The sequence below is a fragment of the Pseudonocardia sp. TRM90224 genome (assembly GCF_021245725.1).
GTDB lineage: Bacteria > Actinomycetota > Actinomycetes > Mycobacteriales > Pseudonocardiaceae > Pseudonocardia.
This window is the reverse complement of record NZ_JAJGSX010000051.1, coordinates 1-24,668: the sequence shown is the minus strand read 5'-3', so window position 1 is coordinate 24,668 and position 24,668 is coordinate 1. Positions and strand designations below refer to the sequence as shown.

Below are 24,668 nucleotides of genomic sequence, written 5' to 3'. Positions count from 1 at the left end.
TCGCATCCGATGTCGTTGCGCGGAGAGGTAAGTCAATGCCATAGTCGATGCTGTTGACTACAGCGGATGACGGTAAGACCGGTCGTCTCCGCGAGTCAAGAAGGCTCCTGTAACGGCGGGGTTACGGGCCGGAGGCGCTATCACCGCGGGAGGTCCGACGACCGTGCGAACAGATCGTCAGCTCAGTGCCGCAGGCGGCGCGTGGGCCGTCGCCACGCCACATGCGGCGGCGAGCGATGCCGCCGCCGACGTCCTGCGCTCAGGTGGCAATGCCGTCGACGCCGCGCTCGCCGCCGCGGCGATGCTGACGGTGGTGTACCCGAACCAGTGCGCCGTCGGCGGCGACCTGCTGGCGCTGGTGGGCGGCGCAGGGGACGGCGCAGTGGGCGGGGTCCACTTCGTCAACGCCAGCGGCCGCGCGCCCCGCGCGATCGATGCGGGATCGCTGGCCGCACACCACGACGTCATGCCCGTCACCGGGGCGCTCCCGGTGACGGTGCCCGGCGTCGTCGCCGGCTGGGGCACGCTCGCCGAGGACTGGGGCACCCGCCCGCTCGCCGCGGCGCTCGCCCCGGCCGAGGCCGCGGCCCGCGAGGGCGTGGCGGTCGCCCCCGGCCTCGCCAGGGACCTCGCGCGGGAGCAGCGCGGCCTGGCCCGTGATCCCGGGCTGCGCGCATTGCTCGTGCCGGACGGGGCGGTGCTCACCGAGGGGCAGACGCTGCGGCAGCGCGCGCTCGCCGACACGCTCGCGTTGATCGGCGAGCACGGGCCGGCCGCGATGTACAGCGGGGAGATAGGGGCGAGCCTGGTGCGGCTGCTCGCCCAGCAGGGCTCGTCCATGACGGAAGCGGACTTCGCCGGGCACTCCGTGGAGGTGTCCGCGGCCAGCAGCGCCGAGTACGACGGGGCCGAATACCTCTCGAGCGCCGGCAACTCCCAGGGCCTGTACTTCCTGATGGCGCTGCGGGCCCTCGACGTCGTGCGCGCCGCCCGCGGACCGCTCGACCCGCTCGGCCGCGACGCCGGCATCGTGGCATCCGTGCTCAACCAGGTCGCCGTGGATCGCGACCGCTACTGCGCCGATCCGGAGTGGACCCCGGCCCCCGTCGACCTGCTGCTGTCCGACGCGTACGCGCAGCGCATCGCCGAACACGCCACATCGGGCGCGGCCAACCAACCGGTGGAACAACCCGCAGCCCGGGGCGACACCGTCGCGGTCGTCGCCGCGGACTCCTCCGGAACCTGGGTCTCGCTGATCCAGAGCGTCTTCCACTGCTTCGGCGCCATGCTGCTCGATCCCGCGACCGGCATCCTGCTGCACAACCGAGGCGCTTCCTTCACCCTCGACCCGACGGCACCCAACGCGCTGGTCGGCGGCAAACGGCCACTGCACACACTCATGCCGGTGCTGGTCCGCGAAGCGGGCGAACTCACCGGAGCGCACGGCGCGATGGGCGGGCGGGCCCAACCCCAGGTGCACACCCACATGGCCCTGCAGTTGGCCGCCGGTGCCTCCCTCGGCCACGCCACCTCCGCCCCCCGCTGGGTGCTCGGCTCGATGGAGGCCGGGGTCGCCGCCGGCGCCGGTACGATCACGGCCGAGCGGGACGTGCCCGACGCAGCAGTCGACGCGATCGAGCGGGCCGGCTTCGGCGTCGGGAAGATCGATGTGAGCGACGACGGCGTCGGGCACGGCCAACTGGTGCGACGCGCGAACGGCGGCCGAGCAGGACTGGTCGCCGCAACCGATCCGCGCGCCGACGGTTCAGCCGTCGCCGGCTGACCCGAGGAAGGGCAGCGCCGAAAAGGGCAGCGCCGTAAAAAGGGCAGCGCCGGAGGAAGGGCAATGGAGTCTTGAGCACGAGCCACAGTCGATTGCCCCGAGGAACCCTGAGCCAGGAAATCATCGTCGCGGCGGCCTTCCGCGTCGCGGACACCCACGGCATGGACCGGCTGACGTTCCAGACGCTCGGCCGTGAACTCTCGGCGCACCCGACCGCGATCTACCGCCACTTCCGCAGCAAGGACGAGCTGCTGCTCGCCCTCATCGACGCCCTGCACCAGGAGGCGCTCGCGCACACCCCGCCGCCCACCGACGACTGGGCGCACGACCTCATGCAGATCGCGATCCACACCCACGCGGCCTTCCTCCGCCACCCGAACGTCGGGGCGATCGTCGCCGCCCGCACGGCCCGCCGGGAGAACGAGTTCCGCTCCGTCGAACGCAAGCTCGACTGCATGCGCCGCGCGGGCCTCACCGACAGCGACGCCGCCCGCTACTACCGGGTCTTCGCCGACCTCGTCCTGTCCTACAGCGCCATGGACGCCAGCCTCGCTGCGCTGTCCACCGACGTTCGCGAGGCCGACCTGCGCGCGTGGAAGACCGACTACCTCTCCTTGCCGCCCGACCGGTACCCGAACATCGCGCGCGTCGCCCGGCAGTTCGTCACCCTGGACGACCCCCAGAACTTCATCACCGCTGTGCAGACCGTCATCGACGCCGTGCGGATTCGAGCCGAGGGCCACCGGTCATAGCCTCCCGATTCGTGCAGGGCGTCTGGAGCTTGACCCTGTAGGCAGGTACAGGGACGACGATGTCGGGATGCGAACCAGCGAACTGGCCGGCCGGGTCGGTGTGAACAGCGAGACGCTGCGGTACTACGAGCGCCGCGGTCTGCTGGACGAGCCGCCCCGCTCCTCGGGCGGCTACCGGGACTACCCGGACTCGGCGGTGGAGCTGCTGCGGTTCGTCAAACGCGCCCAGGGACTGGGCTTCACCCTCGACGAGGTCGAGGAGCTGCTGCACCTGGACACGGGAGGCCCGGACGACTGCGACGCCGCCCGGGCGCTGGCCGAATCACGCAAGGCCGACCTGGAAGCCCGGATCGCGGACCTGCAGCGGATGCGGGACTCCCTGGCCGAGCTGATTGCCACGTGTGACCTACCGCGGTCGGGCCGCCGCTGCCCGCTGCTGGCCACGATCGCGACCCCCCAGCCCCGCCGGTCATCTCGGCGGCGTCGATGAGCGTCACGCTGGAAGTCCTGTACGTGCGCGGCTGCCCGAACCTGGCTCCGCTGATGGCGCACCTGCGGGCGGCCACCGACCTGCCGTTCACCACTCGGGAGATCACCGACGCCGCGGACGCGGCAGCCGCCGGCATGTGCGGCTCGCCGACCCTGCTGATCAACGGCAGGGACTCCTTCACCTCGCCGAGCCCTCAGCCCAGCGACTGCGGAATGTCGTGCCGGATCTACCGGGACGAGCACGGGCGGACGGTCCCGGCCCCGTCGGTGGCACGCCTGCGCGATGCAGTCGCCAGTGCAGTCGCCAGCGCCGTCGCCGGCACGGCAGCATCATCGCGCGATATGGCGTGTTGTGATCCGCCGCGACCCGATGGTCGACACAGCGCGACGCCGATGGGAGGCCGGCGACGACCGAGGGGCATCCGACGTCCTCGACGAAGCGCTCGACCTCTGGACCGGGCGGGCGATGGCCGGCACGGCCGGGCGACTGGACCACCACCCAGCGGTGATCGGTTTGAACCGCAGGCGCGTGGCGGCATGTCTGAGGCTCGCCGAGATCGCGATGGCGCAAGGACGCAGCCAGTTCGCGGCGGATCGTCTGCGCGTGGTCGCGCATGACGAGCCGCTCGACGAGATGGTGCACAGCGAGCTCATGCGGGCCCTGATCGAGGCGGGACGACGGGCGGACGCGCTCATCGTGTTCATCGACCTGCGTCGACGATTGGTGGAGCAGCTCGGGATCGAGCCCGGTCCGTACCCGCAGCGCATGCATCGAGAGATCCTCAGGCCGGGTGCTCGCCTCGGGTCCGTGCCGACATCGCAGTCGACGTCACAACCGACATCGCATCAACGCGGTGTGTTGGCACCTGGTGTTCGGGGCGCGACGTGACGGACCACGGACCCAGCCGATGCTGCCCCGGCGTCCGAGCGGCGGCACATCCATCACTGCGTCCGCGTTGAATCCGAGCGCTCGGTCCTGGGTCCCGGCCCAGGTCAGGCCCGCCACCTCGTGGAATGCATCGGGCGGGTCCGACGCAGCGCCGCCCGTTCGATCGAGGTAGGGATGGTGCGGGACGCACACGTTGCCAGCGAGCGGCGGCATCGGTTCGACACCGCCTCTGGACCTTGCACCGCGAACTGATCGACGCGCTGCGTGGCGCTGCGCGTCGTCGGGTACCCCCGAGCGATGCGAGCCGATCCCGTCCGCACCGACGCGCGCCCGTTCGTCGTCGGCATCCTCGCCGACCCCAACCTGCCCACCACGATCGCGGCGGCACTCGCCCGCGAGCTACCCCATGCGTTGACCGCGCACATCGACGGCGACCGCCGCTGGACCGTGGACACGTTGCACGAGCCGTTCGAGGTCGTGACCAGCCACGACCGACTGATCGACAAGGCCAGGGCACGTGTCCACGGCACGAACTGGGACATCGCGCTGTGCATCACCGACATCCCGATCCGCACCGGCAACGGTGTCGTCGTCGCCGACGTCAGCCACCGGGACCGGGTCGCGCTGATCTCGTTGCCGGCGCTGGGCGGGTGGCGGCTGCGGCGCCGCGCCGCTGACGTCGCTGTCGCGATCGTCGGCGAGTTCGTCGATGAACCCGGTGCGCGTGGCGCCCGATCAGCAGGTGCCACCCGCCTCGGCCGCCGGACCGCCGACGGGGACGGCGACGTGGACGTGGACGTGGACGTGGAATTGGTCCTCGATCACGGAGCCGCCCCGCTGCGCCTGCTCGCCGGAACCGTACGGGCGAACCGGCCGTGGCAGCTCGCCGCCGGCCTCTCCACCGCCCTCGCGGGAGCCGCGGCCGGCAGCGCGTTCGGCATCCTCTACACCGCCATCTGGCGGATGGCGGTCGTGCTCGAACCGTGGCGGCTGACCGCGGCCTCGCTGGCAGCCCTCGCGGTCTTCGCGACCTGGCTCGTCGCAGGGCACGGCTTGTGGGAGCGGGTGCCCGACGACCGGCGACTCAGCGCGCTGCTCAACGCCGCGACGCTGCTCACCGTCAGCATCGGCGTGGTGCTGTTCTCCCTCGTGCTGTTCGTCCTCAACGCGGCCGCGGCGGCGTTGCTGATCCCACCGCCGTACTTCGCCGAGGTGGCAGGGCAGCCGGTCGAACTGGCCGACTACGTGCGGGTGGCGCTCCTGAGCACCGTCATGGGCACGGTCGCCGGCGCCGTCGGATCGGGCCTCGAGAACGACGCGGCGGTCCGCGAAGCCGCGTACAGCACCCGGCGCAAGCAACGATGGGCGGACATGGGCGGCTGAGGCGCTCCGCCGGATCGCTGATCGCTGCGTCCTCAATCGAGGTACAGGCGGTAGCCCTGGGCAACTGCCCGGAAGCCGGGTGACTCGTAGAAGGCATGTGCAGCTTCGCGGCTGGCCCGGGACAGCAGCTGCACTTTGTAACAATGCGTCCGTCGGGCCAAATCGAGTGCCGCCACGTCCTCCTCGAACGCGGGGGGGGATCGTGATCATCACACCGGCACCGCAGTCAGCGGGGCCAGGGCTGGATCGGCAGGGTGCTGCTGCCGATCCTGCCCGCCTTGCTCACCGACCCGACCGCGGTCGCCGCGGCCCGCGGGTTCATCGCACTGCCGTCGCGGCCCACCTCTCCCACCGCTGCGCGGCGACCCATGTGGCGATCGGGTGCATCCGCACCCGCAGCACGCGCTCGACCTCGTCGTGATCCGGCGCGAACAGGTCGGGATCCGCCGCCTGCGCCGCCCACCGGTAGATGCCCGCGACGCCGGCCGCCGCTGCCTCGCCGAGCACGTCCCGCAGCCCCGACTCGAACCGTTCGACCTCCAGCGGCAGGTAGGTCACCTGCCGTCCCGTCGCTGCGCCGAACGTGGCGGCCAGCTCGGCGCCGGAGAACGCCTCGGGCCCGCCCAGCCGGACCACCGCCCCCTCGATCCCCGGGCGGTGCAGAGCGGCGACGGTGGCCGCGGCGAGATCGTCGTGCGAGATCCACGCGACGCTGCGATCGGGCGGCAACGGGTAGGCCAGCACACCGTCCTCGACGACCGCCCGCCCGGTCACCGGGTTGGCGAGGTTGTCGAGGTAGACGGTCGGCCGCAGCACCACGACCGGGAGGCCGCTGCAGCGGACCGCGTCCTCGGCGGCGCGCCGGGTCTCGTACGCCGCGAAGGGGGTGACGTCCCGCGGGACGGGGGTGTTGGTGTTGAGCACGAGCCTCGTCACGGCCGCGGCCTTCGCCGCGTCGACGATGTTCCGGACGTGCGTCAGGACCGTCTCCCGGTCGAAGACCAGCGGGAGCACCGCGGACACGTGCGTGATCCCGGCGAAGGCCGCGGTGAGGGTCGACGGGTCGGCGAGGTCGCCGGGCACGAGGTGCGCCCCGGCCCTCCGCCCGAAGCCGCGGACGTGCTCACCGTCGGCGAGCAGGCGGCGGACCACAGCCGCGCCTTGGGCGCCGTTCGCGCCGATGACGAGGTGACGTCGGGCCTCTGACATGGGATTTCCTTCCGGGGTTTCAGCGGGCACCGGCGACGGAGCCGGTGTGGGGGAAGAAGGCGACAGCCGCCGACGCCGCGGCGAGGGCGGCCGCAACGGCGAACGCGGCCGGGTGGCCCACGCCGCCGAGCACCGCGAGGCCGAGCACGGCGCCGAACTGCTGGCTGGTGGTGACCAACCCGGACGCGACACCGAGGCCGTCGGGACCGGCGTGCGCGGTCGCCGCGACGTTCGTCGTGACCGCGACCAGGGGCAACCCGACCCCGATCACGAGGGTCGGGCACAGGACGTCGGGGAAGAAGGAGCTGCCGGCCGAGAGCGGCACCAGCCCGGCGAGTCCACCCGCCAGCAGCACGCAGCCGACGACCATGACCGGGCGCACGCCGAACCGGGCGATCATCCTGCCGGTGTTCGCGGCGACCGCGACGACGGTGATCGAAAGCGGCAGCAGGCCGAGCCCACCGGCCATGGGCGGAAAGCCGAGCACGTCCTGCATGTACAGGCTGACCAGGAAGAACATCGGGAACAGGACGAACTGCGACAGCGCGGCCAGCAGGTTGGCAGCGCGGACCGCCGGCTGCCGCACCGCCGCGGCCGGCACGATCGGCTCCGGCGCCCACCGTTGCACCAGCACGAACACCGTGAGCAGGCCGGCCGCCGATGCGGCGGCGAGCAGCGTGCGCGGTGCGGTCCAGCCGTCGATCCCGGCGCTGACCAGCGCGTACGCGAGCAGGCCGAGCCCGGCTGTGACGGTCAGCGCGCCGGCGACGTCGAGCGTGGTTCCCGGTCGCGGCCGGCGCGGCTGCGGGCCGAGGACACAGAGGGCCAGCAGCGCCAATGCCGCCCCGGCGACGACGTTCAGGCCGAACGTGGAACGCCACCCGAGGACGTCGGTCAGCACGCCGCCGAGCACCGTGCCGGCGGCGCCGCCCGCGCCCGCCATCGCGGCGAACACGCCGAGCGCCCGGTGCCGTTCGGGGCCGTCCGGGAAGTGCGCCAGCAGCGCCGCGAACGCCGCCGCGGCCGCGAACGCGGCACCGACGCCCTGCGTGGCGCGCGCGGCGATCAGGAGCCAGGCGTCAGCGGCGAGCGCTCCGGCCACCGACCCGACGACCAGCACGCCGAGCCCGACGACGAGCAGCGTGCGTCGAGGGAGCAGATCGGCGGCTCGGCCGCTGATCAGCAGGAGGCCACCGAACGCCACCAGGTACGCGTTCGCGACCCACGACAGCTCGGCCGCCGCGATGCCCAGCTCCCGTCCGATCGACGGCGCCGCGACGTTGATGATCGCGGTGTCGAGTATGAGCAGGAACTGGATGCCGGCCAGCAGGAACAGCGTCCGCCCATGGTCTTTCCGCACCACCACAGCGTCTGCCGCCCTGCTGGGCGCTCTCAATCACCAGGTGACCGGAGGTTGTCAGCATCCGTCCAGCATCAGTCCGGCACGGGTGCGGTCGGTGCGCGCCGGTACTCGCCCGGCGTCGTCCCGAAGTGCTTGCGGAACGCCGTGTGGAAACCGACAGCGCTCTGGTAGCCGACCTTCGCCGGGACGGAGCCCTGCGCGATGTCGGATTCTGTGAGGAGCCGTGCGGCCTCGCGCATCCGCCACGCTGTGAGGTGGCCGGCCGGTCCCTCGCCGACCAGCTCGCGGAAGCTCGCCGTGAACGCGGAGCGCGACATGCCGACCTCCTTGGCGAGGGTGTCGACCGTCCACGGTTCCGCGTAGCGGGTGGAGATGATCAGCAGGGCGGCGCTGATGGCGGGGTGTTTGAGCGCGACGAGGACGTCCGGGCGGTCCATGAGGTCCTGCAGCAGCGGGCGCAGCGCCAGCACGAACGCCATCTCGAAGGTGCGCAGGGTGACCAGCTCGGCGCCGGCCCCGGCGCCGGCCCGGTGGGTGGTGAGGAGGCCGACGACGTCGCGGAGCAGCGGGTCGGCCTCGATCTGCGCCCGGGTCAGGACCATGATCCACGGCAGTGCGCGGTAGAGCGACGTCGCCGCGCTCGCGTCGTAGTGGAGGCCGGCGCACAGGATGCGGCTGGTCAGCCCTTCGGTGCCGATGTCGAGCCGGTCGGTCGCGCCGGGTGGGCGCTCGGTGAGGAGGGCGCGCAGCGGGGTGCCGCGGCGGTCGGGGCGGTCGGACATGCGGTGGGCGATGCCGGTCGGGAAGAGGGCGAGATCGCCCTCTTCGAGCCGGATCGGCGAGGTGCCCTCGGTGCTGATCCAGCACCATCCTTCGGCGATGTGGTGCAGGACGGCGCAGCGGTGCTCGGTGTCGCCCTCGACGGACCACGGCCCTTGCATCCGCCACCAGCTGTGGAAGACGCCGGTGAGCCGGATCGGCCGGAGCAGCTCACCGAGCAGGTCCTGCCCAGGGTCCACCGGCACACGCCGAACCTACCCGTCGTCGAGGCGGTGGGCGGAGCCCGGTTCGGCAGAACTCAGGTGGTGAGGACGCCGCTGACGTACGACATGGTGCCCATGCGGAGCTCGTCGTCGCCGAACGGTCATCGGTCCCTTCGATGCATCGAGAGACCGGTGACCGGGGTGTCCGCAGTCGGGTCCCCTTCGAACTCGGCGGTGATCTCGCAGCCGTAGAGAGCGCTGGGCTGGTTCCACCGATAGGTCAGGGTGTGGAAGCTGTCGAAGTGCACGCGAGGAGCCCCGACGCCGACGCCGAACACGGCGTCCAGATCACCGCGGGTGAGGGCTGACCCGTTCAGCTGCATGTCGAGCCGGGCGAACCGGCCCTCGCGCTGGATCACCCGCATCTCGCGCAGACCGGCTGGTGGCGGTTCGATGCAGAATCCGCCGAACCGCGGGACCAATCTCATCTCGACCAGGTCGAGCTCGCCGGCCACCGCCTCCGCGTTCGTGCTCCGGACGGTGCATATGCGGCCGCTCCACCGCACGAGCAGCTCGAGCAGACCCGGCTGGCCGAGACGGACCCCGGCGACGTCGAACCAGTCCGCATAACGCACGTTGACGCCGACATCGCACGACCATCCACCGCCCAGCGCGGCAACCGCGTCCCGCGCACCAGCCAGGAATGCGTTGAACCGCGGAGTGTGCCTCCGCGCGAGCACACTGTTGTCCAGCCATTGGTGCCTGTGCTCAGCCGGATCATCGTGGATCCCGACCACTCTCGGGAACCACAGATCCGTAGCCGTGGTGATGCTGATGTACACCGGGCCGGTTCGGTCGTGGCTGATCGGGCCGTCGATGGACACGGCCGGAACACGCGGTGCATGTTGCAGGTCCGGTCGCAGTTCGAGTAACTCACCGCCCAGGTCCTGGGTCCAGCGCTGCTCGATCCCCGCTGCGCCGAACACACTCACCCGCGCCGACACGGTGAGATGACCGAAGAGGTCAACGCCCGACATCAGCTTCCGCCGATCAACCCGGAACACCTCGGTATGTCCCGCCAGCTCGATCACGGTATCGGCGAAGGCCTCCATGTCGCTCCAGTTCCACCAGCACGCCGGCGGGAACTCGGCGTACCAGGACGCGACGTTGCCCTTGAACGTTCCCCACCGGTTGGTTGCCATCCCATACCTCATTCAGTGGTTTCGCAGTCAGCTCAGAACTCGCCCTTGACCACGTTGGTATCGACCGTCACCTCCTGCCCGTTCTTCGCAACGAAACGGAGCCGGGCGAAGATCTCGTCGCCGGCGCCCTCGTACCAACCGTTGTCCTCGTTCAACATGCTCGGCTCAACGACGAGCCGGGACACGATGTCGATCCCACCGATCCCGGTCCTCGCGAAGATCGACCCGACCCCACCGTTGGTGTCGAAGAAGTACGGCCCGCCGCGCAGGTTGTCGTACGAGGGGTCGTCCCCGAAGACCCGCAGGGTCGCGCGGGGGCCCTCGGCCACGTATCTCCGCGCCTCTTCCGGTGACATCGAAACGAACCCGTTGATGATGAGCTCGTAACGACCGGAGTTGTCGTTGCGATACTTTTCGATCTGCAAATTCGCCTTCATCTTCAGCGGCGCAGCAGCCTGCGCGGGCGCGACAGCGACTCCGGCGCTCAGGCCGACGGCGAGTATCGCAGCAGCCGCTGCACGGAGGCAGTTCTGTACGGTCGACATGGCGCTGTCCGATCATCTCCGCCGGCAGGTTCCGGCGCACGAAATCAAGATTCGCCGACAATCGGCGGCGGCGCCCTTCCGATGCCATGAGGTTTTGCTGCGCTCGTGAGCAGCCTTCAGTGGCGCGCTCGTGCTGGACGGCCACACGCCCCCCGACCGATCCATTGCGGACGCCGGAGGCCATGCCATCGATCAGGACGGTGATGCGGACGGGCAAATCTGGCGAGGGCTTGCACCACTCCAAGAGCTACGCCACCGGAGCCGAATGCCACGCCGCTGGCCAGAGCGGCCACGACATCGGGGTCTGGGATCAGTGGACCTGCCTACCGATCGTCAATCCCGACATCTGGAAGCTCTACGTCGACGACAAGTGCGTCATCTGCCGGTCGTCGGAGGGACGGCCCGAGGACTGACTGTGAGATTGACGAGGGCCGGGTGGTGTTCAGCCGTCACTGGTCCGGCCTTCGCGGAACGGTTCGGTGCTCGCCCACGTCGACAGGCCCTGTCGGGCGATCTCGTACGTTGCGGGCACGGCGCCGGCCAGCACGCAGATCACGATCAGCGCAACGGCCAGCCGGCGGGCCCTGCGACGGCGCACGCTGATCATGTCCGACCCGCCCGGACCCGGCCGATCCACCGCGTGACCGCTCCCAGGCGCAGCACCCAGAGCACGGCCACGACGCTGAGGAACGCGATCGCGAACGCGTCGCTCCCGATGAACACGAGGTGCACCGCGACGAGCAGGAGCACCGGTAGGACGAGCATGTGCAGCCGCTTCCAGTCGCGGCCGAGCATCCGCATGGACCAGCGGTTGGAGGTGAGCGCGAGCGGGATGAGCAGCAACGTGGCCATCGTGCCGGCCGCGAGACCTGCGGAGCCGGCGATCCCCGCCTGCCAACCGCGCTCGTCGAGCACGGCGGCGAGCACCAGGTCGGTCGCCGCGATCGCGAAGGTCCAGAGCCCGTAGTCGCGGCGCAGGACGATGTGCCACCGCCATCCGCTGAGGGTCGCGATCGGGGTGATCGCGTACGAGGCGAGCAGCGTGCCGAGCGCGGCCTTGCCGAGGACGTCCGGGGCCCTTCGGTGCAGCTCCGCGGGCGCGCCGGGCGCGCCGAGGGCGACATCGAGGAGCAACGGTGCCGCGAGCAGCACGACGGCGGCCGGGAGCAGGCGGGCGATGAGGAGTGCCGCAGGGGTCAGGGCGTCCGCGCGAGCGGTGCCGGTGGTCATGCACCCAAGGTGCGCCGCTCCGGTGAGATCGATGTCCGGTCCGGGTGAGAGCCGGGTGAGAAGGTGAACCCGATCGCCGCCCCACCGCCGGCGCGATTCCCGGCGAACGTCGAGCCGCCGTGCGCGGACGCGACGTCGTCGACGATGGCCAGCCCGAGCCCGGAACCCGGCCGGGACCGCGCCTGGTCGGCTCGGTAGAACCGGTCGAAGACCCGGTCGCGGTCCTCGTCGGCGATGCCGGGGCCGCGGTCGAGCACGGTGATCCGTCCCGCGCGGACGACGATCCCGATCGGTGAACCGCTCGGGTCGAACTTCGCCGCATTGTCGACGAGGTTGCTGAGGGCCCGATCCAGCGCGCCGACCCGCCCGTCGATCACGACCTGCTCGGCGTCGACGGTGATCGTGCGGCCGGTGCGGGTCCGCGCCCGGGCCGCGACGGCTTCGGCCAGCTCGGCGAGGGCGACGGGACGAACCGGTTCGGCGCTGTGCCGCTCGCCCGAGAGCCCGATGAGCTCGTCGACCAACGCGCTGAGCTCCCGGGTCTCGACGTCGAGATCGTCCAGCAGCGCTTCCTGCGCTTCGGGGGTGAGCTCGGCGAATCGGCGCAGCACCGTCACGTTGGTGCGCATGCTGGTCAGCGGGGTCCGCAGTTCGTGGCCGGCGTCCTCGATGAGCCGGCGCTGATCGGCTCGGGCACGGGCGAGCTCGTCGAGCATGGTGCTGATGGCGGCACCGAGCCGGCCGACCTCGTCGCGTCCGGCGGGTGGCACGGGGGTGTCGAGTCGACGGCTGGCGGCGACGCGTTCCGCGGTGGCGGTCAGCTCGTGCAACCGGCGGGTGACCCGGTTCGCGATCAACCAACCCGCGAGCGCGGCCAACCCGAACAGCACGACCCCGACCACGGCCATCAGCTCGGTGAGATGACCGAGGAGCCGCACCGCCTCGGTCGTGCGCTGCGCGATCTGCACCGCCCCCCGGCCGTCGCCGAGTGCCACGGCGACCACCTGGTAGCTCTCCCCGTCGGATTCGACGACGTGCTCGGCCTGCTCGCCGGGCTGACCCGCGCCGGCCACGGCGACGTCGGAGGGATCGACCGGGAGCAGCGGGCGGCCCCGGTCCCGCACCTCGATCGTCCCGGCCGGTCCCAGCACCTGCGTGATGACCAGCCGGGACGTCATCACCCGGTACTCGACCGCGCCGTGGTCGGGCGGCGCGCCGAACGCCTCGGGGCCCAGCTCGGCGTGCCGGGCCCGGTCGGCGACGGCGTCGACCAGCGCGCGGAAGGACTGCTCGGCGTCGACGGTGAGCACGCTGCGGAACGCGACGTAGCTCAGCCCGAGCGCAGCCGCGATGGCCAGGCCCGCGACGGCGACGCAGGCCGCGGCGAACGTGGCGCGCAGAGACATCGGGCGCCGGGTCATCGGGCGCAGAGACATCGGGCGCCGGGTCATCGGGCGCAGGGACATCGGGCGCCGGGTCATCGCGCACGGATCGTGTAGCCCACACCGCGAACCGTTCGGATCAGCCCCTCGCCGAGCTTGCGGCGCAGGTATCCGATGTAGACCGCGAGGTTCTTCGAATCGGGACCGAAGTCGTAACCCCAGATCCGGTCGTAGATCGTGCTGTGCTCGAGCACGACCCCGACGTTTCGCACGAGCAGCTCCAGCAGGTCGAACTCCGTCTTCGACAGTTCCACCTCCACCTGCCCGCTCCAGGCGCGCCGCGCAGACGGGTCGAGGCGCAGCTCACCGACCGTCAGCGGGGTGCCAGCCGCGCCCGGCTCGGCCCTGCGCAACAGCGCCCGCAGCCTCGCGAGCAGCTCGTCGACCTCGAAGGGCTTGACGAGGTAGTCATCGGCGCCGGCGTCGAGACCGGCCACCCGGTCCCCGGTGGCGTGGCGGGCGGTCAGCATCAGGATCGGCGTCCGATCGCCCTGGCCACGCAGCACCCGGCACACCCCGAGACCGTCGACGCCGGGCATCATCACGTCGAGCACGATGACGGCCACGCCCGCCCTGCGCTGCGGGTCGAGCGCCTCCACCCCGTCGACCGCGTGGACGACGTCGTACCCGCCGAGCTCCAGGGCGCGGGCCAACGCATCACGAATCGCCCGGTCGTCGTCGACGAGAAGCACCTTCGTCCGCACCCCGATCATGATGGCCCGACCGGGTAAGAGTCCGGCAAGCCGACGACCGCGATCCGGTAGCCCGACCCGACCTGACCTGACCTGACCTCCTGCCGGGACGGCTCGTGCGACGTGCTCGTCACCGGACCGGCCACCATCCCGGTGCCGTCCCGGACCGGATCCCGCAGCCTGCAGGTGGTGGTGCGCGTCGGCGACCAGCTCGGCATGGGCTGCGAGCTTTGCCCGGGCCGGCGAATGGCTGACCGCGGTGGAGCGTGAGGACGGCGGCGCCGTCACCCTCCCCGTGCTGCTGGCGCCGATCAGCCGGAACTCGTTCGTTCCCAGCTACTCCGCAGGCTATTTCCCGTACTTCTGCATGGTCGACGGCGACGGCACCGTGCAGGCGCGCGGCGTCGTGCACATCGACCTGCCCGAGTGGCGGGCCGTGGTCGCCCGGTGGATACCGCCGCCGGCACCCGGCTCTGGGCTCATTGGTCGGGCTGTGGGCGGGTGAGTTCGGCGTTGATGCGGCGAGCGTCCTCGAGCTGATCTTCCAGGATGACGATTCGGCACGCCGCGTCCAATGCGGTGCCTTCGTCGGCGAGTGCTCTGACCCGCGCGGCCAGCCGCAGCTGATATCGGGAGTAGCGCCGGTGTCCTCCCGCAGAGCGCTGTGGGACGAGGAACTTCACCTCGTCCAGACTGCGCAGGAACCCGGGAGTGGTGTCGAGCATCTCCGCGGCCCGGCCCATCGTGTAAGCCGGGTAGTGCTCGTCGTCGAACCTGTCAGCTGCAGGTTGCATGTCTGGGGCCATTGCACCTCCACAGATGCGGGATGGACGAGGGGCCCCGACGCACATCGCGCCGGGGCCCCAGGGTTAGCACTTCACACCATCCACCGACATCGAGTCGGCTTCCTCGTCCCGCAGAACCGGAATACCAGCTCCTGCGAGAACCGCATCTGCGTAGAAACCGAAAATCACCATCCGTTCCAACGAGGCGGTGCACCCACCCGGCTCACGAAGCCGCGGCGGGCCTGACAGTGCGCAGCTGCCCTCCTTCGATTCTGCGGACGTGCTCGTATAGCGGACCTGCTGGTACTGCTCGCGGGTAGTTGCGTGATCTCCCGCGCCTCTGGACCTTTGCTTCGTTGCGACGAGGAGAAGATTACACGCACCCGACGCCGAATGTCTACCTTGGGTGGGTGAGATTTTGTGGTTGTCCGACCAGCGGTCTGATCAGGACGAGCGGACCGGACTGAACCCGAGCCGCTGCGCCGACTTCACCGCCTGCCAGAGCGCCACCGGTGCTCCCCGACACCGACGCTGGTGTCAGGGCGGCTCGCCCTGTAGCACCGGGTGCGCGCACAGAACCCTTCCGGTTGGAATCTCCTCGGGCGGGGAACAATGCCGGAGTGACTGCCCTGGTGTCGCCGAACGACACGCCCGGTTCGCAGTTGACCGAGCGGTACCTGCTCGGTGACCTGCTGGGCGCAGGTGGCGCGGCGACCGTCTACCGCGCCACGCATCGCCGTTCCGGCCAACCGGTAGCGATCAAGATGTTCACCACGCCGCCAGAGCCCGACCGGCCGGTGCGGCGCGGCGAAGATGCGGCCCTGGAACAGCTACGACATCCCGGCCTGGTCGAGATCCACGAAACAGGCACCGACACCGCCGGGCACCGCTACCTGGTCATGCAGCTCATCGACGGCGAAGACCTGACACGAAGGATCGAACGCGGCCCAATGCCCGTGCACGACGTGACCACGATCGGAACCGCATTGGCCGACACGCTGGCCCACGTGCACGAACAGGGCGTCGTGCACCGCGACATCAAACCGGGCAACATCCTGCTCGACCACCACCTCCGGCCGTACCTGACCGACTTCGGGGTATCCCGATTGATCGACGCCACCAGGGTCACCGCCACCGGCGCCGCGGTCGGCACCCCCGCATACATGGCACCCGAACAGGTCCGTGGACGCAAGGTCGGCCCACCCGCCGACGTCTACGCACTCGGGCTGGTGCTGCTGGAAGCGATCACCGGTCAGCGCGAATACCCCGGCACGGTCGTGGAATCCGCCGTCGCTCGGCTGCACCGCAGACCGATCATCCCAAGTCCCCTGCCCACACCCCTGCGCACACTGCTGGCGGCGATGACCGCCGACCAGCCGCAGGACCGGCCTTCCGCGGGCACCGTTGCCCGACGGCTCGCAACCGACAGCAACATGCCGCTGCACACCTCAGCCGCTGTGACGACGACAGCGGAGGATCACGCGCACCCGCCGCGCCGCTCCCCGAACCGACAGGCCATCAAGATCGCCGCACTCGTTGCCGCAGCGGGCCTGGCCACAGCCCTCCTCGGCGGTGGAGCACAACCCGACGCCGCCGGCGACTCAGCCCTCAACGACGTTCGCCCGCCCGCCACTGCGACACCCCCGACGCCATCACCGCCGTCCCCGCTCCCCGACCCGCAGACATCGACCGACCAGCAACTGCCAGCCGGCTCCGCGCCTGACCAGCACCAGGCATCACCCCCGGACCCACAACCGAACATCGGACACAACAGCAGCACCGACGACACGGTCGAACAACCCGTGTCCGACGTCCGCGAGCGCATCGACCCCGTGGACCCGCCTGACGTGCCCTCACAAGAGCACGGCAACCAGACCGGAACCGCTGCCGACGACGGCACCTCCGAACGGCCGAGCAACAAAGGGAAATCCGAAGAGAAGACGGCAAAACCTGCCAAGAACAAGAACAGCAAGGCCGGACAAAAATAGAGGCGGCCAGAACTGCCGTACCACGTCGGATCACAGGTCGGCGCCGGCTTCCAGCGCGACCGATGGGCAACCGCTTCCCCTTCCCGCCCGGCCGGGACCTGTCGCTACCGACGTCGATGAGGTCGCGCTCGGCTCATGCCTTCTCCCTCGCCGTGTCACCGCGCAGCGCCGTGTCACCGCGCAGCGCCGTGTCACTGCGCAGCGGGGCGCCTCGTACGTAACCCACCACCCCGAGGGCCACGACGATCAGCAGCGTGCCCACCGTGAACAGCTCGAAGTTCAGCTGCGTGACGCCCCACACGTCCACGAAGGAGTAGTCGATACAGGCGAGGGCCTCGACGGTGCCGGGGAACACCGCGACCCAGGAGCCGAAGGCGACTAGGAACAGCACCAAGCCGGCAAGAGCGACGAACACGCCCTGTCCTCCTGATACCCGGAACGGGCGATGGACCTGCCCGTGCGCCAGCCGCAGGCGGATCACCGCGGGCACGATGATCACGTAGCTGATCAGCAGCGTCGAGATGGCGACGGTCAGCACCACGGTGAAGATCGACGCCGCGGTGCCGTCGACCAGGTTCATGGCCGCGAGCAGGAAGACGGTGGAGACGATGCCGGAGAGCACGTTCATCCGGACCGGGGTCCCGAGCCGAGCGCTGAACGAACCGAGGTAGCCGCCGAAGAAGGCGCCGTCCGCCGCGGCCACGGCCTGCATCCGGTCCGTCGCGATCATCCATGCACTCCCCTGCGTCAGCAGGGCGAAGACGAAGGCGAGGGCAGTAATGGTGATCAGCGGTTCGGCCGCGCCTCCCCAGACGTCGTACGCGGCCCGGATGGTCGACATGACCCCGGCGTCGGCGAGTTGCTCGGGAGGCGTCACCAGCACGATCGTCAGCACCGGGACGACGTAGGCCAGCAGCGTGATGACCGTGCCCCGGGCGATGGCCACCGGAGTGTCGCGGCGAGCGTCGTGCATCTCGTCGGATGCCGCGGTGGGCGCCTCGAACCCGACGTAGGCGAACAGGGCGACCGGCACGATGCCGAGGAAGCCGGCGAGCGTGGGCGCGAACGTCACGGCGCCGATGTTGATGCCGCCGTTGCCGATGACGTGGACGAGCGCTGTGGCGGACATGCTGACCAGGACGAGCAGCTTCGCCACCGCACCGGCGTTGATCACCCGCTTCCCGTGCCCGAGACTGACGATCGCCAAGGTGATCGCGCTCCACACGAAGACCAGCTTGAAGGCGTGGTCGCCGACGCTTCCCGGCTCGGTGGGCACGACGTAGTGCGACCAGGCCTCGGCGGCGATGAAGGCGAGCGAGCCGCCCAGCCAGATCGGGTTGGTGACCCAGTACAGGACGACCGCCACCGCTCCCCATGCCCGGCCGAAGGCCAGCTTCACCCAGTGGTACGGCCCGCCCTCCGCCGGGAAGGCCGCCGACGTCTCGGCGAAGACGAGGGCGTAGGGCACGAGGAAAGCGACCGCGAGGAACGTGGCCCAGACGACGCCCTCACCACCACCGGCGGCCAGCAGCCCGATGGTGTCGATGCTGATCACCGCGGCGACGATGAAGAAGACGATGTCGGCGCGGCCGAGGGTCTTGCGCAGCCGGGTCTGCTGCAGTGCGGCCAACGCGGTCCGATCCTGCTGGACTCCTGGTTCGACGGTGGACATGTCACGACCTCCGGAAACGGGTCGGGGATCAGGCCGGCGTTGCGCCCGGCGTCGTGACGCCGGTGAGCCGGTGGTGCTCATGATCGTTCATCCGGCCCGGCGCTCGCGCGGTCCACTGCGGTCCAGGCCAGCGCGGTCGCCCCGTCGAGCATCGCCCGGTCGGCGAGGTCCCCGACGCAGTGGGCCGCGAACTCGCGCTGATGGTTGGTCGCGGGAAGCGACCCGATGCCGATGTAGGGGTGGATCGCCGGGACCACCTGCGAGACGTTGCCCATGTCGGTCGAGGCGCGGTTCATCCGGGCCGCGAGGCCGCCCTCGGCGAACGTGCGGCCGAGGGCGACGGCGTTGGCCCGGTACGCGGCCAGGGCGTGCTCGTCGGCCCGGAACTCCGCGTACGGCTTGCTCTCGGGCTCGATCGCCAGCTCGCACCCCGTCGCCACAGCGCCGGCCTCGAAGCAGCGCCACACCCGCGGCTCGACCTCGGCCAGCTCGGCCAGGGTCTCCGCACGGACGTACCAGCGCCCGGCGGTGTGCTCGGGGACCGCGTTCGGGGCTTCGCCGCCGCGCGTGACGATGCCGTGCACCCGAACCCCTGCAGGCAGGTGCTGACGGAGCAGCCCGATCGCCACCTGCGCAACGGTGAAGGCGTCGGCGGCATTGACCCCTGCCTCCGGGTACGCCGCGGCGTGCGCGGCGCGCCCGCGGTAGGACACGTGCGAGTGCGAGACGGCGAACGGTCGCGCCTCGGCGACGTCAACCGGCGCGGGGTGCACCATCATGGCCAGGTCGACGCCGGCGAACGCGCCGCGTTCGAGCAGCTCGATCTTGCCGCCGCCGCCCTCCTCGGCCGGCGTCCCGTACACCTCGACGGTGACCCCGATCTCGTCGGCGATCGCGGCGATGCCGAGAGCGGCCCCGACCGAGCCGGCCGCGATGAGGTTGTGCCCGCAGGCGTGGCCGAGACCGGGCAGCGCGTCGTACTCCGCGCAGAGGGCGATCCGCGTGGGGCCCGTGCCGAAGCTGGCGTGGAACGCCGTCTCCAGTCCCAGGTACTGCGGGGTGACCGCGAACCCGGCCCGGTCGAGCAGCTCGGGCACGGTCGCGGCCGCCCGGTGCTCCTCCCACCCGATCTCCGGGTCGGCGTGCAACCGGCGGGCGAGGTCGACGAGCTGCTCCGCGTGTCGGTGCACGCGCGTCCGCGCGGCCTCCTTGAGGGCGTTCATGCCCGCGGGTCTCCCGGCACGCCGTACGACGGCGCCGCCGCGGGATCGAGCCCTCGCCGCACGTAGTCGTCGCGCTGCGGCAGCCAGACGTCGAGCAGCCGACCGAGCTCGGCGACGGGGTCGTCGTGCCAGTCGACGCGCAGGTCGGTCACCCGCCACTCGACGTCGGCGACCACGGCGAGCCCGGCGGAGTGCACCGGACCCGCCTCGCCGCCTGCGGCCAGACCCGCACGGAGGGCGGCGAGCAGCCGGGTCTCCAGCTCGCCCTCGCTCCGGACGAACGCTGACACCAGCGCCGCCACGACCGACTCCGAGGCGAGCATGTTGCCCGCCGCGACGACGCCGTCGCCCTGGGCGGCGGCGTGGATCCCGAGCGTCTGCGCGCCGTGGAACACCGCCGTGCGACCCGCGCCGTCCAGGACCGTCAGCTGCCGGTACTCCCGGTCGACCGTGCCGGCGACGATCTTGCCGAGGGCGGCCTCGGCGTCGTCGAGGCCGGCCAGCCGGTCGAGCAGCAGCGTGCCGAGCCGCGGGTCGGTGATGTTCTGCGAGGAGACGGCGCCGACGCCGGGCCGCAGGTGCACGGTGCGGGCGGCCACCGCCGGGCTCGACGAGCAGACCGCCGCACCGAACCGCCCCGCACCGTCGCCGGCGATGATCGAGATCGTCATCGCTCGTCCTCGGGGATGACCGCGATGGCGTCGACCTCGACCAGCCACTCCGGCCGGGCCAACGCCGAGACGACCAGGCCGGTGGAGATCGGGTGGACGCCCTTGGTCCAGCGGCCGATCGTGCGGTAGACGGCCTCGCGGTAGCGCGGGTCGACCAGGTAGACGGTCAGCTTGACCAGGTGCTCCATCCGGCTGCCCGCCTCGCGGAGCAGCATGTCGATGTTGGCCATCGCCTGCTCGGCCTGGGCGGCGGCGTCACCGATCCCGACCGACTCGCTGGTGTCGAGGTCCTGGCCGATCTGGCCGCGCACGTACACCGTGCCGCGGGCGACGACGGCCTGGCACAGGTCGTTGTCGAGGTCCTGCTCCGGGTAGGTGTCGCGGGTGTTGAACGGACGGATGCGGGTGTGGGTGGGCATCAGGCTGCTCCGATCTCGGTGACGGCGGGCTCGTGGGCGAGGTAGCCGCGCTGGATCGTGATGTGCTCGGCCAGGTAGGCGGCGTCGTGCCAGACGCCCCAGATGAAGCTCGATCCGCGGCGCGACTGCCAGGGCAGTCCCAGGAAGTAGATCCCGGGCTCGGCCGACACGCCGCGGTCGTGCTTCGGCTTCCCGTGCTCGTCGAGGGCGGCGGCCGGCAACCAGCTGTAATCGGAGACGAAGCCGGTGGCCCAGACGATCGAGGTGACCCCGGCACCCGCGAGGTCGAGTTCGAGCAGCGGGTCGAGCACGCTGCCCGGATCCGGCCCGAAGGCGCGGGCCTCCGGTTCCTCGGGGAGATCGAGGCCGTTGCGCGCGACGTAGGCGTCGGCTTCGTCCAGCATCGACAGGTAGTTGGCGTCGCCGTTCTCGATGTTCACGCGGAGGTCCGGCGCGAAGCGCACGGTGCCGTTGTCGAACGAGACGGTCCGGCCGACGAGGGTGATGCCGCCTGCCGCGAGGGCGCGGAAGTCGACGGTGTGACCGCCGTGCGCTCCGCTGACCGCGATCGTGACGTGCTCCGCGCCCCGGGGCGGCGTGGGCATCTCCCACTTGTTGAGGACCCCCAGCCACCAGCAGAAATCGCGTCCCCGGTACCGCCGCGGGGGCCGGTCGTGCGGGCCGACCGAGAGGTGGACCTGGCGTCCCGATCTCTGCAGCTCGTCCGCGATCTGCACCCCCGACGACCCCGCTCCGACCACCAGGACGGCGCCGTCGGGGAGCTGGCGCGGGTTGCGGTAGGCGCTGGAGTGGATCTGGAGCAGGTTCGCGACCCCGGGAACGACCGCGGGCACGACCGGCTTCTGGAACGCTCCGGTCGCAGCCACGACGTGACGGGCGTCGATGGTCCCGTCCGACGTGTCCACGCGGAAACCGGGCCGGCCGATCTTCTTCCGCACGCTCTGCACGTCCACCCCGCACCGGATCGGTGCGTCGATCTTCTCCGCGTAGGCGACGAAGTAGTCCGCGACCTGATCCTTCGACGCGAAACCGTCGGGGTGCACGTCCCGGAACGACAGCCCCGGAAAACGGTCGTGCCAGGCCGGGCCGTTCGCCACGAGGGAGTCCCAACGTCCCGTGCGCCAGCGCTCCGCGATCCGGTCGCGCTCCACCACCAGGTGCTGGATCCCGCGCGCGCCCAGGTGCTCGCTCATGGCCACACCGGCCTGGCCCGCGCCGACGACGAGGACGTCGATCTCGCGAGCGGGAGCCGGTTGAGACATGGTCTTCCTCCTGGTGGTCGCAGTCCCGGAAAGGGGACGACGGCCAGTGTGGAAGACAGCCTTGCAGCGATCCAACACATGTTTCCGCTGCACGGCATCTGCAGAACAGATGCTGGGTCAGCGGCCCTCGGAACGCTGTCCCTCGGAATACAGGGCCCGGCAGGTGTGGAGGAACGCCTGGGCGCGGCGGGTCGGGCGGGTGCCCCGCATCCAGCACAGGACGATGTTCAGGGGCGGGACCTCGTCGCGGAGCGTGAGAGGCACGGCCCGGCCGCCGCCGTAGGTCCCGTCGTGCGCGGGGCGCTGGTTCAGCACCGCGTAGCCGTGCCCGTTGGCGACGAGCGCACGGACGGTCTCGAAACCGGCGCTGCGGTGCCGGATCACCGGCTCCACGCCGGCGGCGCGCAGCACACCGAGCAGGTAGTCGGCGCTGTGCGGCAGATCGAGGAGGATCATCGGCTCGTCGGCCAGCTCGGCCAGTGCCACCTCCCGGTCCGGCCGCTCGGCGAACCGGTGACCGGCCGGAACCAGCGCATACGGCCGCGTCGCGTCGAGCACCGTGTGCTCGATGTCGTCGTCGAGGTCGTAGCCGTACAGCAGGGCGATTTCGCAGTCGCCGGCCCGCAGCGCGGTCTTGAGGGCGGCGTGCTCCCCTTCGCGCACGGCCGCCCGGACAGCGGGATGGCGCTTCTCGAACTCCGCCAGCAGCCGCGGCAGCCGGAACGGCGCCAGCGTGATGAAGCAGCCGAGCGTCAGGTTGCCGACCACCTCCGTGCCCGCCTGCCTGGCCGACTCGACGAGCTCGACGCTGTGGGCGAGGAACTCGCGGACCTGCTGGTGGAACGCGCGGCCGGCGGGGGTGAGCGTCAGGCCGCGGGCGTGGTGCCGCAGCAGCAGCTGCACGCCGAGCTCCTTCTCCAACAACGCGACGGCCGTGGAGACGGCCGACTGGGACACCATGAGGTCGCGGGCCGCCAGGGTCATGCTGCCGCGTTCGGCCGCGGCGGCGAAGTAGCGCAGCTGGACGAGCGTGAACCCGGGGTCGCTCATCAACCGGTCCCCTCTCCGGCCGCGGGCAGGGCGCTGCGACGGCGCGTCTGCTCCTTGGGACGTGGCACGTCCACGATTCTTCCTGCACTGCTCGCGACGTCCGTGCTGGGTGCGCCGGGCGACGCGGGACCGCGTTCCACGACGACCCGGCCGTGGTCGTGCTCTCCGGGTTCCCGAAGGAGCTCCAGGCCGGGTGAGTCGACACTTTCGGCACGGTGAGTCGACACCTCCAGCACGGCGAGTCGACACTTCTGGAACGGTGAGTCGACACCTCCGGCACGGTGAGTCCCACGTTTCGGCGGGCGAGTCCCACGTTCAGCAGGCGAGTCGCGCGTTGGGTGGTGGTCGTGGGTTCTCGACGTGGTTCGTCGGGTGGGTTCGTGGCGGATGGTCTCGCGGCTGTGGTGGTCCTGTCGGGCTTGGTAGTCGCGTTTTTTAAGGGCGCCCTCGCCGGGCGGGCAAGTCTCCGGGATGGGTTGGGTCGTGCCATCCCGTCGACCTCTTTGGGGATACCACACGGCCGCCCGTGGGCGGAGCTTCGCGTGTTCTGTTGCGGTTTTGTTGAGGGCCGCCCACGGGCGGCCGTGTGGTGGGGGTTTGCCAGGTCGACGGGATGGCACTCTCAGGCCCACCTGTGGGTGGCGGGCACGCCTTTGGTGCGACCGCGCAGACCTCGTGGTGTCCGCGCAGAGGTTGTGCGGTCTGCGACGACACACCTGGGTCTGCGCGGTGTGAAAATCGTCTTTGGACGGCACCACAGGACAGAGGACCACCGACCAATCGCAGGCTGATCGTCGGGACTGGAGTGCAGGTCGGGGACGGCAGGCGACGCAACCAGGAAATACGCTCTTCACCCAACCCGGCCACCTCAGAAACAGGGGAAGAAGTCGGGAATGGAGTGGCTATGGATCTTTGCTGCGTCTAAAATAGAGGCATGTCCGAGAACCTGCGGGTCGCCCTCGACGGGGTGGCACAACTGCAGGCAGACACCCTGGTCGGGACGTTCGAAGAACGCTGCGCCGCGACCCGTGAATTAGAGGTTCTCGGGCGCCGTCTGGACTTCGCGAGGGTTTGTGCGATCAGCGCTTTTGTTCGTGAGGGTGGCTTTCACGCGCGGGGTTACAGGTCGCCGACCAACGCGATCCGGGATCTGTGGAACATCGACCGCAACGATGCCAAGCGGTATGTGACCGCTGCTGAGCACGTCTGTCCTCGGATCGCCCTGGACGGTCAGGTGTTGCCGGCCCGCCTGCCAGCCACGGCGGCGGTGTTCGAGGCCGGGGTGATGAGCCTGCGGCATGTCGAGAAGATCGTCCAGGTCCTCGGCTCGAAGGAAGCGGGGCGGTTGACGCCGGAGGACTGTGCGTATGTCGAAGCGCAGCTTGCTGAACAGGCGGCGGTGTTCGACCCGCAAGGTCTCTTCACTCTGGGGATGCGGGTGGTTCGGTCGTTCGACCAGGACGGACCCGAACCCGACGATGGCCCGGAGTCCGAGGTCAACGAGTTGACGATCACTCGTCATCCCGACCGACCCGGTGGGGGCGTGTCACGCGAACGGTGTAAGCCGCGGGTGGACCAAGATCGACCGCTGTGATCGACATGGCGGTCGGGAAGG

26 protein-coding genes are annotated in these 24,668 nt (G+C 70.8%); 9 read left to right on the top strand and 17 right to left on the bottom strand.

From position 1 onward, the window contains the following. Positions 1–163 precede the first annotated feature (163 nt). The 5 genes from LL648_RS38270 to LL648_RS38250 all read left to right on the top strand — a co-directional run bounded on the left by LL648_RS38270 (position 164) and on the right by LL648_RS38250 (position 5,296). The gene (locus LL648_RS38270; protein ID WP_232667837.1) at positions 164–1,783 is read left to right on the top strand and encodes a gamma-glutamyltransferase; all 1,620 of its coding nucleotides are present in this window, start codon (positions 164–166) and stop codon (positions 1,781–1,783) included. A gap of 92 nt (positions 1,784–1,875) precedes the next feature. Continuing rightward, positions 1,876–2,535: a TetR/AcrR family transcriptional regulator gene (locus tag LL648_RS38265; protein ID WP_232667835.1), complete on the top strand. Its 660-nt coding sequence runs from the start codon at positions 1,876–1,878 to the stop codon at positions 2,533–2,535. Positions 2,536–2,602: 67 nt separating this feature from the next. Next, complete coding sequence (locus LL648_RS38260) at positions 2,603–3,025, top strand: MerR family transcriptional regulator (RefSeq protein WP_232667833.1); 423 nt, start codon at positions 2,603–2,605, stop codon at positions 3,023–3,025. Positions 3,026–3,307: 282 nt separating this feature from the next. Next, positions 3,308–3,913 (top strand): AfsR/SARP family transcriptional regulator, encoded by a 606-nt coding sequence (locus LL648_RS38255; RefSeq protein ID WP_308190447.1) that lies wholly within the window; start codon positions 3,308–3,310, stop codon positions 3,911–3,913. 297 nt (positions 3,914–4,210) lie between these two features. Further along, positions 4,211–5,296, top strand: a complete 1,086-nt coding sequence (locus tag LL648_RS38250; protein ID WP_232667831.1) for a hypothetical protein — start codon at positions 4,211–4,213, stop codon at positions 5,294–5,296. A 318-nt stretch (positions 5,297–5,614) separates the two neighbouring features. Here the strand turns inward: LL648_RS38250 and LL648_RS38245 are convergent, their stop codons facing one another. The 5 genes from LL648_RS38245 to LL648_RS38225 form a co-directional block, all read right to left on the bottom strand. After that, complete coding sequence (locus tag LL648_RS38245) at positions 5,615–6,505, bottom strand: SDR family oxidoreductase (RefSeq protein ID WP_232667830.1); 891 nt, start codon at positions 6,503–6,505, stop codon at positions 5,615–5,617. Positions 6,506–6,524: 19 nt separating this feature from the next. Next, the gene (locus tag LL648_RS38240; RefSeq protein ID WP_232667828.1) at positions 6,525–7,865 is read right to left on the bottom strand and encodes an MFS transporter; all 1,341 of its coding nucleotides are present in this window, start codon (positions 7,863–7,865) and stop codon (positions 6,525–6,527) included. A gap of 74 nt (positions 7,866–7,939) precedes the next feature. Beyond that, positions 7,940–8,893: an AraC family transcriptional regulator gene (locus tag LL648_RS38235; protein WP_232667827.1), complete on the bottom strand. Its 954-nt coding sequence runs from the start codon at positions 8,891–8,893 to the stop codon at positions 7,940–7,942. Between the two features lie 119 nt (positions 8,894–9,012). Beyond that, a complete protein-coding gene (locus LL648_RS38230) occupies positions 9,013–9,963 on the bottom strand; it encodes a hypothetical protein (RefSeq protein ID WP_232667826.1) in 951 nt (316 codons plus the stop codon). 122 nt (positions 9,964–10,085) lie between these two features. After that, on the bottom strand, positions 10,086–10,598 hold the full coding sequence (locus LL648_RS38225; protein ID WP_232667825.1) for a hypothetical protein: 513 nt from the start codon (positions 10,596–10,598) through the stop codon (positions 10,086–10,088). 182 nt (positions 10,599–10,780) lie between these two features. On the opposite strand from LL648_RS38225, the gene LL648_RS38220 reads away from it, so the two are divergent. After that, positions 10,781–11,011, top strand: coding sequence for a hypothetical protein (locus LL648_RS38220; protein ID WP_232667824.1), 231 nt, complete (start codon positions 10,781–10,783; stop codon positions 11,009–11,011). A 29-nt stretch (positions 11,012–11,040) separates the two neighbouring features. Here LL648_RS38220 and LL648_RS38215 read toward each other — a convergent pair whose 3' ends face one another. The 5 genes from LL648_RS38215 to LL648_RS38195 all read right to left on the bottom strand — a co-directional run bounded on the left by LL648_RS38215 (position 11,041) and on the right by LL648_RS38195 (position 14,180). Further along, positions 11,041–11,205, bottom strand: a complete 165-nt coding sequence (locus tag LL648_RS38215; RefSeq protein ID WP_232667823.1) for a hypothetical protein — start codon at positions 11,203–11,205, stop codon at positions 11,041–11,043. Next, a complete protein-coding gene (locus LL648_RS38210) occupies positions 11,202–11,828 on the bottom strand; it encodes a ferric reductase-like transmembrane domain-containing protein (protein ID WP_232667822.1) in 627 nt (208 codons plus the stop codon). Before LL648_RS38210 ends, LL648_RS38215 begins: the two co-directional genes overlap by 4 nt. Then, positions 11,825–13,234: a HAMP domain-containing sensor histidine kinase gene (locus LL648_RS38205; RefSeq protein WP_232667821.1), complete on the bottom strand. Its 1,410-nt coding sequence runs from the start codon at positions 13,232–13,234 to the stop codon at positions 11,825–11,827. The genes LL648_RS38210 and LL648_RS38205 overlap by 4 nt, the downstream gene beginning before the upstream one ends. A 71-nt stretch (positions 13,235–13,305) precedes the next feature. After that, entirely contained in the window at positions 13,306–13,983 is a 678-nt protein-coding gene (locus tag LL648_RS38200) for a response regulator transcription factor (protein WP_255687365.1), read from the bottom strand. Next, complete coding sequence (locus LL648_RS38195) at positions 13,980–14,180, bottom strand: hypothetical protein (RefSeq protein WP_232667819.1); 201 nt, start codon at positions 14,178–14,180, stop codon at positions 13,980–13,982. Before LL648_RS38195 ends, LL648_RS38200 begins: the two co-directional genes overlap by 4 nt. 41 nt (positions 14,181–14,221) lie before the next feature. Here LL648_RS38195 and LL648_RS38190 point away from each other — a divergent pair, with 41 nt between their 5' ends. Next, complete coding sequence (locus LL648_RS38190; RefSeq protein ID WP_232667817.1) at positions 14,222–14,467, top strand: hypothetical protein; 246 nt, start codon at positions 14,222–14,224, stop codon at positions 14,465–14,467. Here LL648_RS38190 and LL648_RS38185 read toward each other — a convergent pair. Continuing rightward, entirely contained in the window at positions 14,442–14,768 is a 327-nt protein-coding gene (locus tag LL648_RS38185) for a helix-turn-helix domain-containing protein (RefSeq protein WP_232667816.1), read from the bottom strand. The genes LL648_RS38190 and LL648_RS38185 overlap by 26 nt on opposite strands. 599 nt (positions 14,769–15,367) lie before the next feature. Between LL648_RS38185 and LL648_RS38180 the strand changes: the two genes are divergently transcribed. Continuing rightward, positions 15,368–16,735 (top strand): serine/threonine-protein kinase, encoded by a 1,368-nt coding sequence (locus LL648_RS38180; protein ID WP_232667814.1) that lies wholly within the window; start codon positions 15,368–15,370, stop codon positions 16,733–16,735. Between the two features lie 133 nt (positions 16,736–16,868). On the opposite strand, the gene LL648_RS38175 is transcribed toward LL648_RS38180, so the two are convergent. From LL648_RS38175 to LL648_RS38150, 6 genes are all read right to left on the bottom strand, one after another. Continuing rightward, a complete protein-coding gene (locus tag LL648_RS38175; protein ID WP_232667812.1) occupies positions 16,869–18,407 on the bottom strand; it encodes an APC family permease in 1,539 nt (512 codons plus the stop codon). Positions 18,408–18,484: 77 nt separating this feature from the next. Beyond that, a complete protein-coding gene (locus tag LL648_RS38170; protein ID WP_232667811.1) occupies positions 18,485–19,630 on the bottom strand; it encodes a M20 family metallopeptidase in 1,146 nt (381 codons plus the stop codon). Beyond that, positions 19,627–20,301 (bottom strand): DUF1028 domain-containing protein, encoded by a 675-nt coding sequence (locus LL648_RS38165; RefSeq protein WP_232667809.1) that lies wholly within the window; start codon positions 20,299–20,301, stop codon positions 19,627–19,629. The genes LL648_RS38170 and LL648_RS38165 overlap by 4 nt, the downstream gene beginning before the upstream one ends. Continuing rightward, positions 20,298–20,720: a RidA family protein gene (locus tag LL648_RS38160; RefSeq protein ID WP_232667807.1), complete on the bottom strand. Its 423-nt coding sequence runs from the start codon at positions 20,718–20,720 to the stop codon at positions 20,298–20,300. Before LL648_RS38160 ends, LL648_RS38165 begins: the two co-directional genes overlap by 4 nt. Next, positions 20,720–22,003, bottom strand: a complete 1,284-nt coding sequence (locus LL648_RS38155) for a flavin-containing monooxygenase (RefSeq protein ID WP_232667805.1) — start codon at positions 22,001–22,003, stop codon at positions 20,720–20,722. Before LL648_RS38155 ends, LL648_RS38160 begins: the two co-directional genes overlap by 1 nt. Positions 22,004–22,120: 117 nt before the next feature. Further along, a complete protein-coding gene (locus tag LL648_RS38150) occupies positions 22,121–23,053 on the bottom strand; it encodes a LysR family transcriptional regulator (protein ID WP_232667804.1) in 933 nt (310 codons plus the stop codon). 934 nt (positions 23,054–23,987) lie between these two features. On the opposite strand from LL648_RS38150, the gene LL648_RS38145 reads away from it, so the two are divergent. Beyond that, a complete protein-coding gene (locus LL648_RS38145) occupies positions 23,988–24,647 on the top strand; it encodes a DUF222 domain-containing protein (RefSeq protein WP_232667802.1) in 660 nt (219 codons plus the stop codon). Positions 24,648–24,668: the final 21 nt, after the last annotated feature.

Bases quoted from the DNA above. Each gene is read 5' to 3' on its own strand.
- LL648_RS38255 (WP_308190447.1), top strand. From the start codon at position 3,308: ATGCAGTCGCCAGTGCAGTCGCCAGCGCCGTCGCCGGCACGGCAGCAT.
- LL648_RS38200 (WP_255687365.1), bottom strand. From the start codon at position 13,983: ATGATCGGGGTGCGGACGAAGGTGCTTCTCGTCGACGACGACCGGGCG.
- LL648_RS38230 (WP_232667826.1), bottom strand. From the start codon at position 9,963: ATGGAGGCCTTCGCCGATACCGTGATCGAGCTGGCGGGACATACCGAG.
- LL648_RS38205 (WP_232667821.1), bottom strand. From the start codon at position 13,234: ATGTCTCTGCGCGCCACGTTCGCCGCGGCCTGCGTCGCCGTCGCGGGC.
- LL648_RS38260 (WP_232667833.1), top strand. From the start codon at position 2,603: ATGCGAACCAGCGAACTGGCCGGCCGGGTCGGTGTGAACAGCGAGACG.
- LL648_RS38145 (WP_232667802.1), top strand. From the start codon at position 23,988: ATGTCCGAGAACCTGCGGGTCGCCCTCGACGGGGTGGCACAACTGCAG.
- LL648_RS38185 (WP_232667816.1), bottom strand. From the start codon at position 14,768: ATGGCCCCAGACATGCAACCTGCAGCTGACAGGTTCGACGACGAGCAC.
- LL648_RS38165 (WP_232667809.1), bottom strand. From the start codon at position 20,301: ATGACGATCTCGATCATCGCCGGCGACGGTGCGGGGCGGTTCGGTGCG.
- LL648_RS38225 (WP_232667825.1), bottom strand. From the start codon at position 10,598: ATGTCGACCGTACAGAACTGCCTCCGTGCAGCGGCTGCTGCGATACTC.
- LL648_RS38245 (WP_232667830.1), bottom strand. From the start codon at position 6,505: ATGTCAGAGGCCCGACGTCACCTCGTCATCGGCGCGAACGGCGCCCAA.
- LL648_RS38170 (WP_232667811.1), bottom strand. From the start codon at position 19,630: ATGAACGCCCTCAAGGAGGCCGCGCGGACGCGCGTGCACCGACACGCG.
- LL648_RS38160 (WP_232667807.1), bottom strand. From the start codon at position 20,720: ATGCCCACCCACACCCGCATCCGTCCGTTCAACACCCGCGACACCTAC.
- LL648_RS38175 (WP_232667812.1), bottom strand. From the start codon at position 18,407: ATGTCCACCGTCGAACCAGGAGTCCAGCAGGATCGGACCGCGTTGGCC.
- LL648_RS38150 (WP_232667804.1), bottom strand. From the start codon at position 23,053: ATGAGCGACCCCGGGTTCACGCTCGTCCAGCTGCGCTACTTCGCCGCC.
- LL648_RS38155 (WP_232667805.1), bottom strand. From the start codon at position 22,003: ATGTCTCAACCGGCTCCCGCTCGCGAGATCGACGTCCTCGTCGTCGGC.
- LL648_RS38195 (WP_232667819.1), bottom strand. From the start codon at position 14,180: ATGCCGAGCTGGTCGCCGACGCGCACCACCACCTGCAGGCTGCGGGAT.
- LL648_RS38215 (WP_232667823.1), bottom strand. From the start codon at position 11,205: ATGATCAGCGTGCGCCGTCGCAGGGCCCGCCGGCTGGCCGTTGCGCTG.
- LL648_RS38250 (WP_232667831.1), top strand. From the start codon at position 4,211: ATGCGAGCCGATCCCGTCCGCACCGACGCGCGCCCGTTCGTCGTCGGC.
- LL648_RS38210 (WP_232667822.1), bottom strand. From the start codon at position 11,828: ATGACCACCGGCACCGCTCGCGCGGACGCCCTGACCCCTGCGGCACTC.
- LL648_RS38220 (WP_232667824.1), top strand. From the start codon at position 10,781: ATGCCATCGATCAGGACGGTGATGCGGACGGGCAAATCTGGCGAGGGC.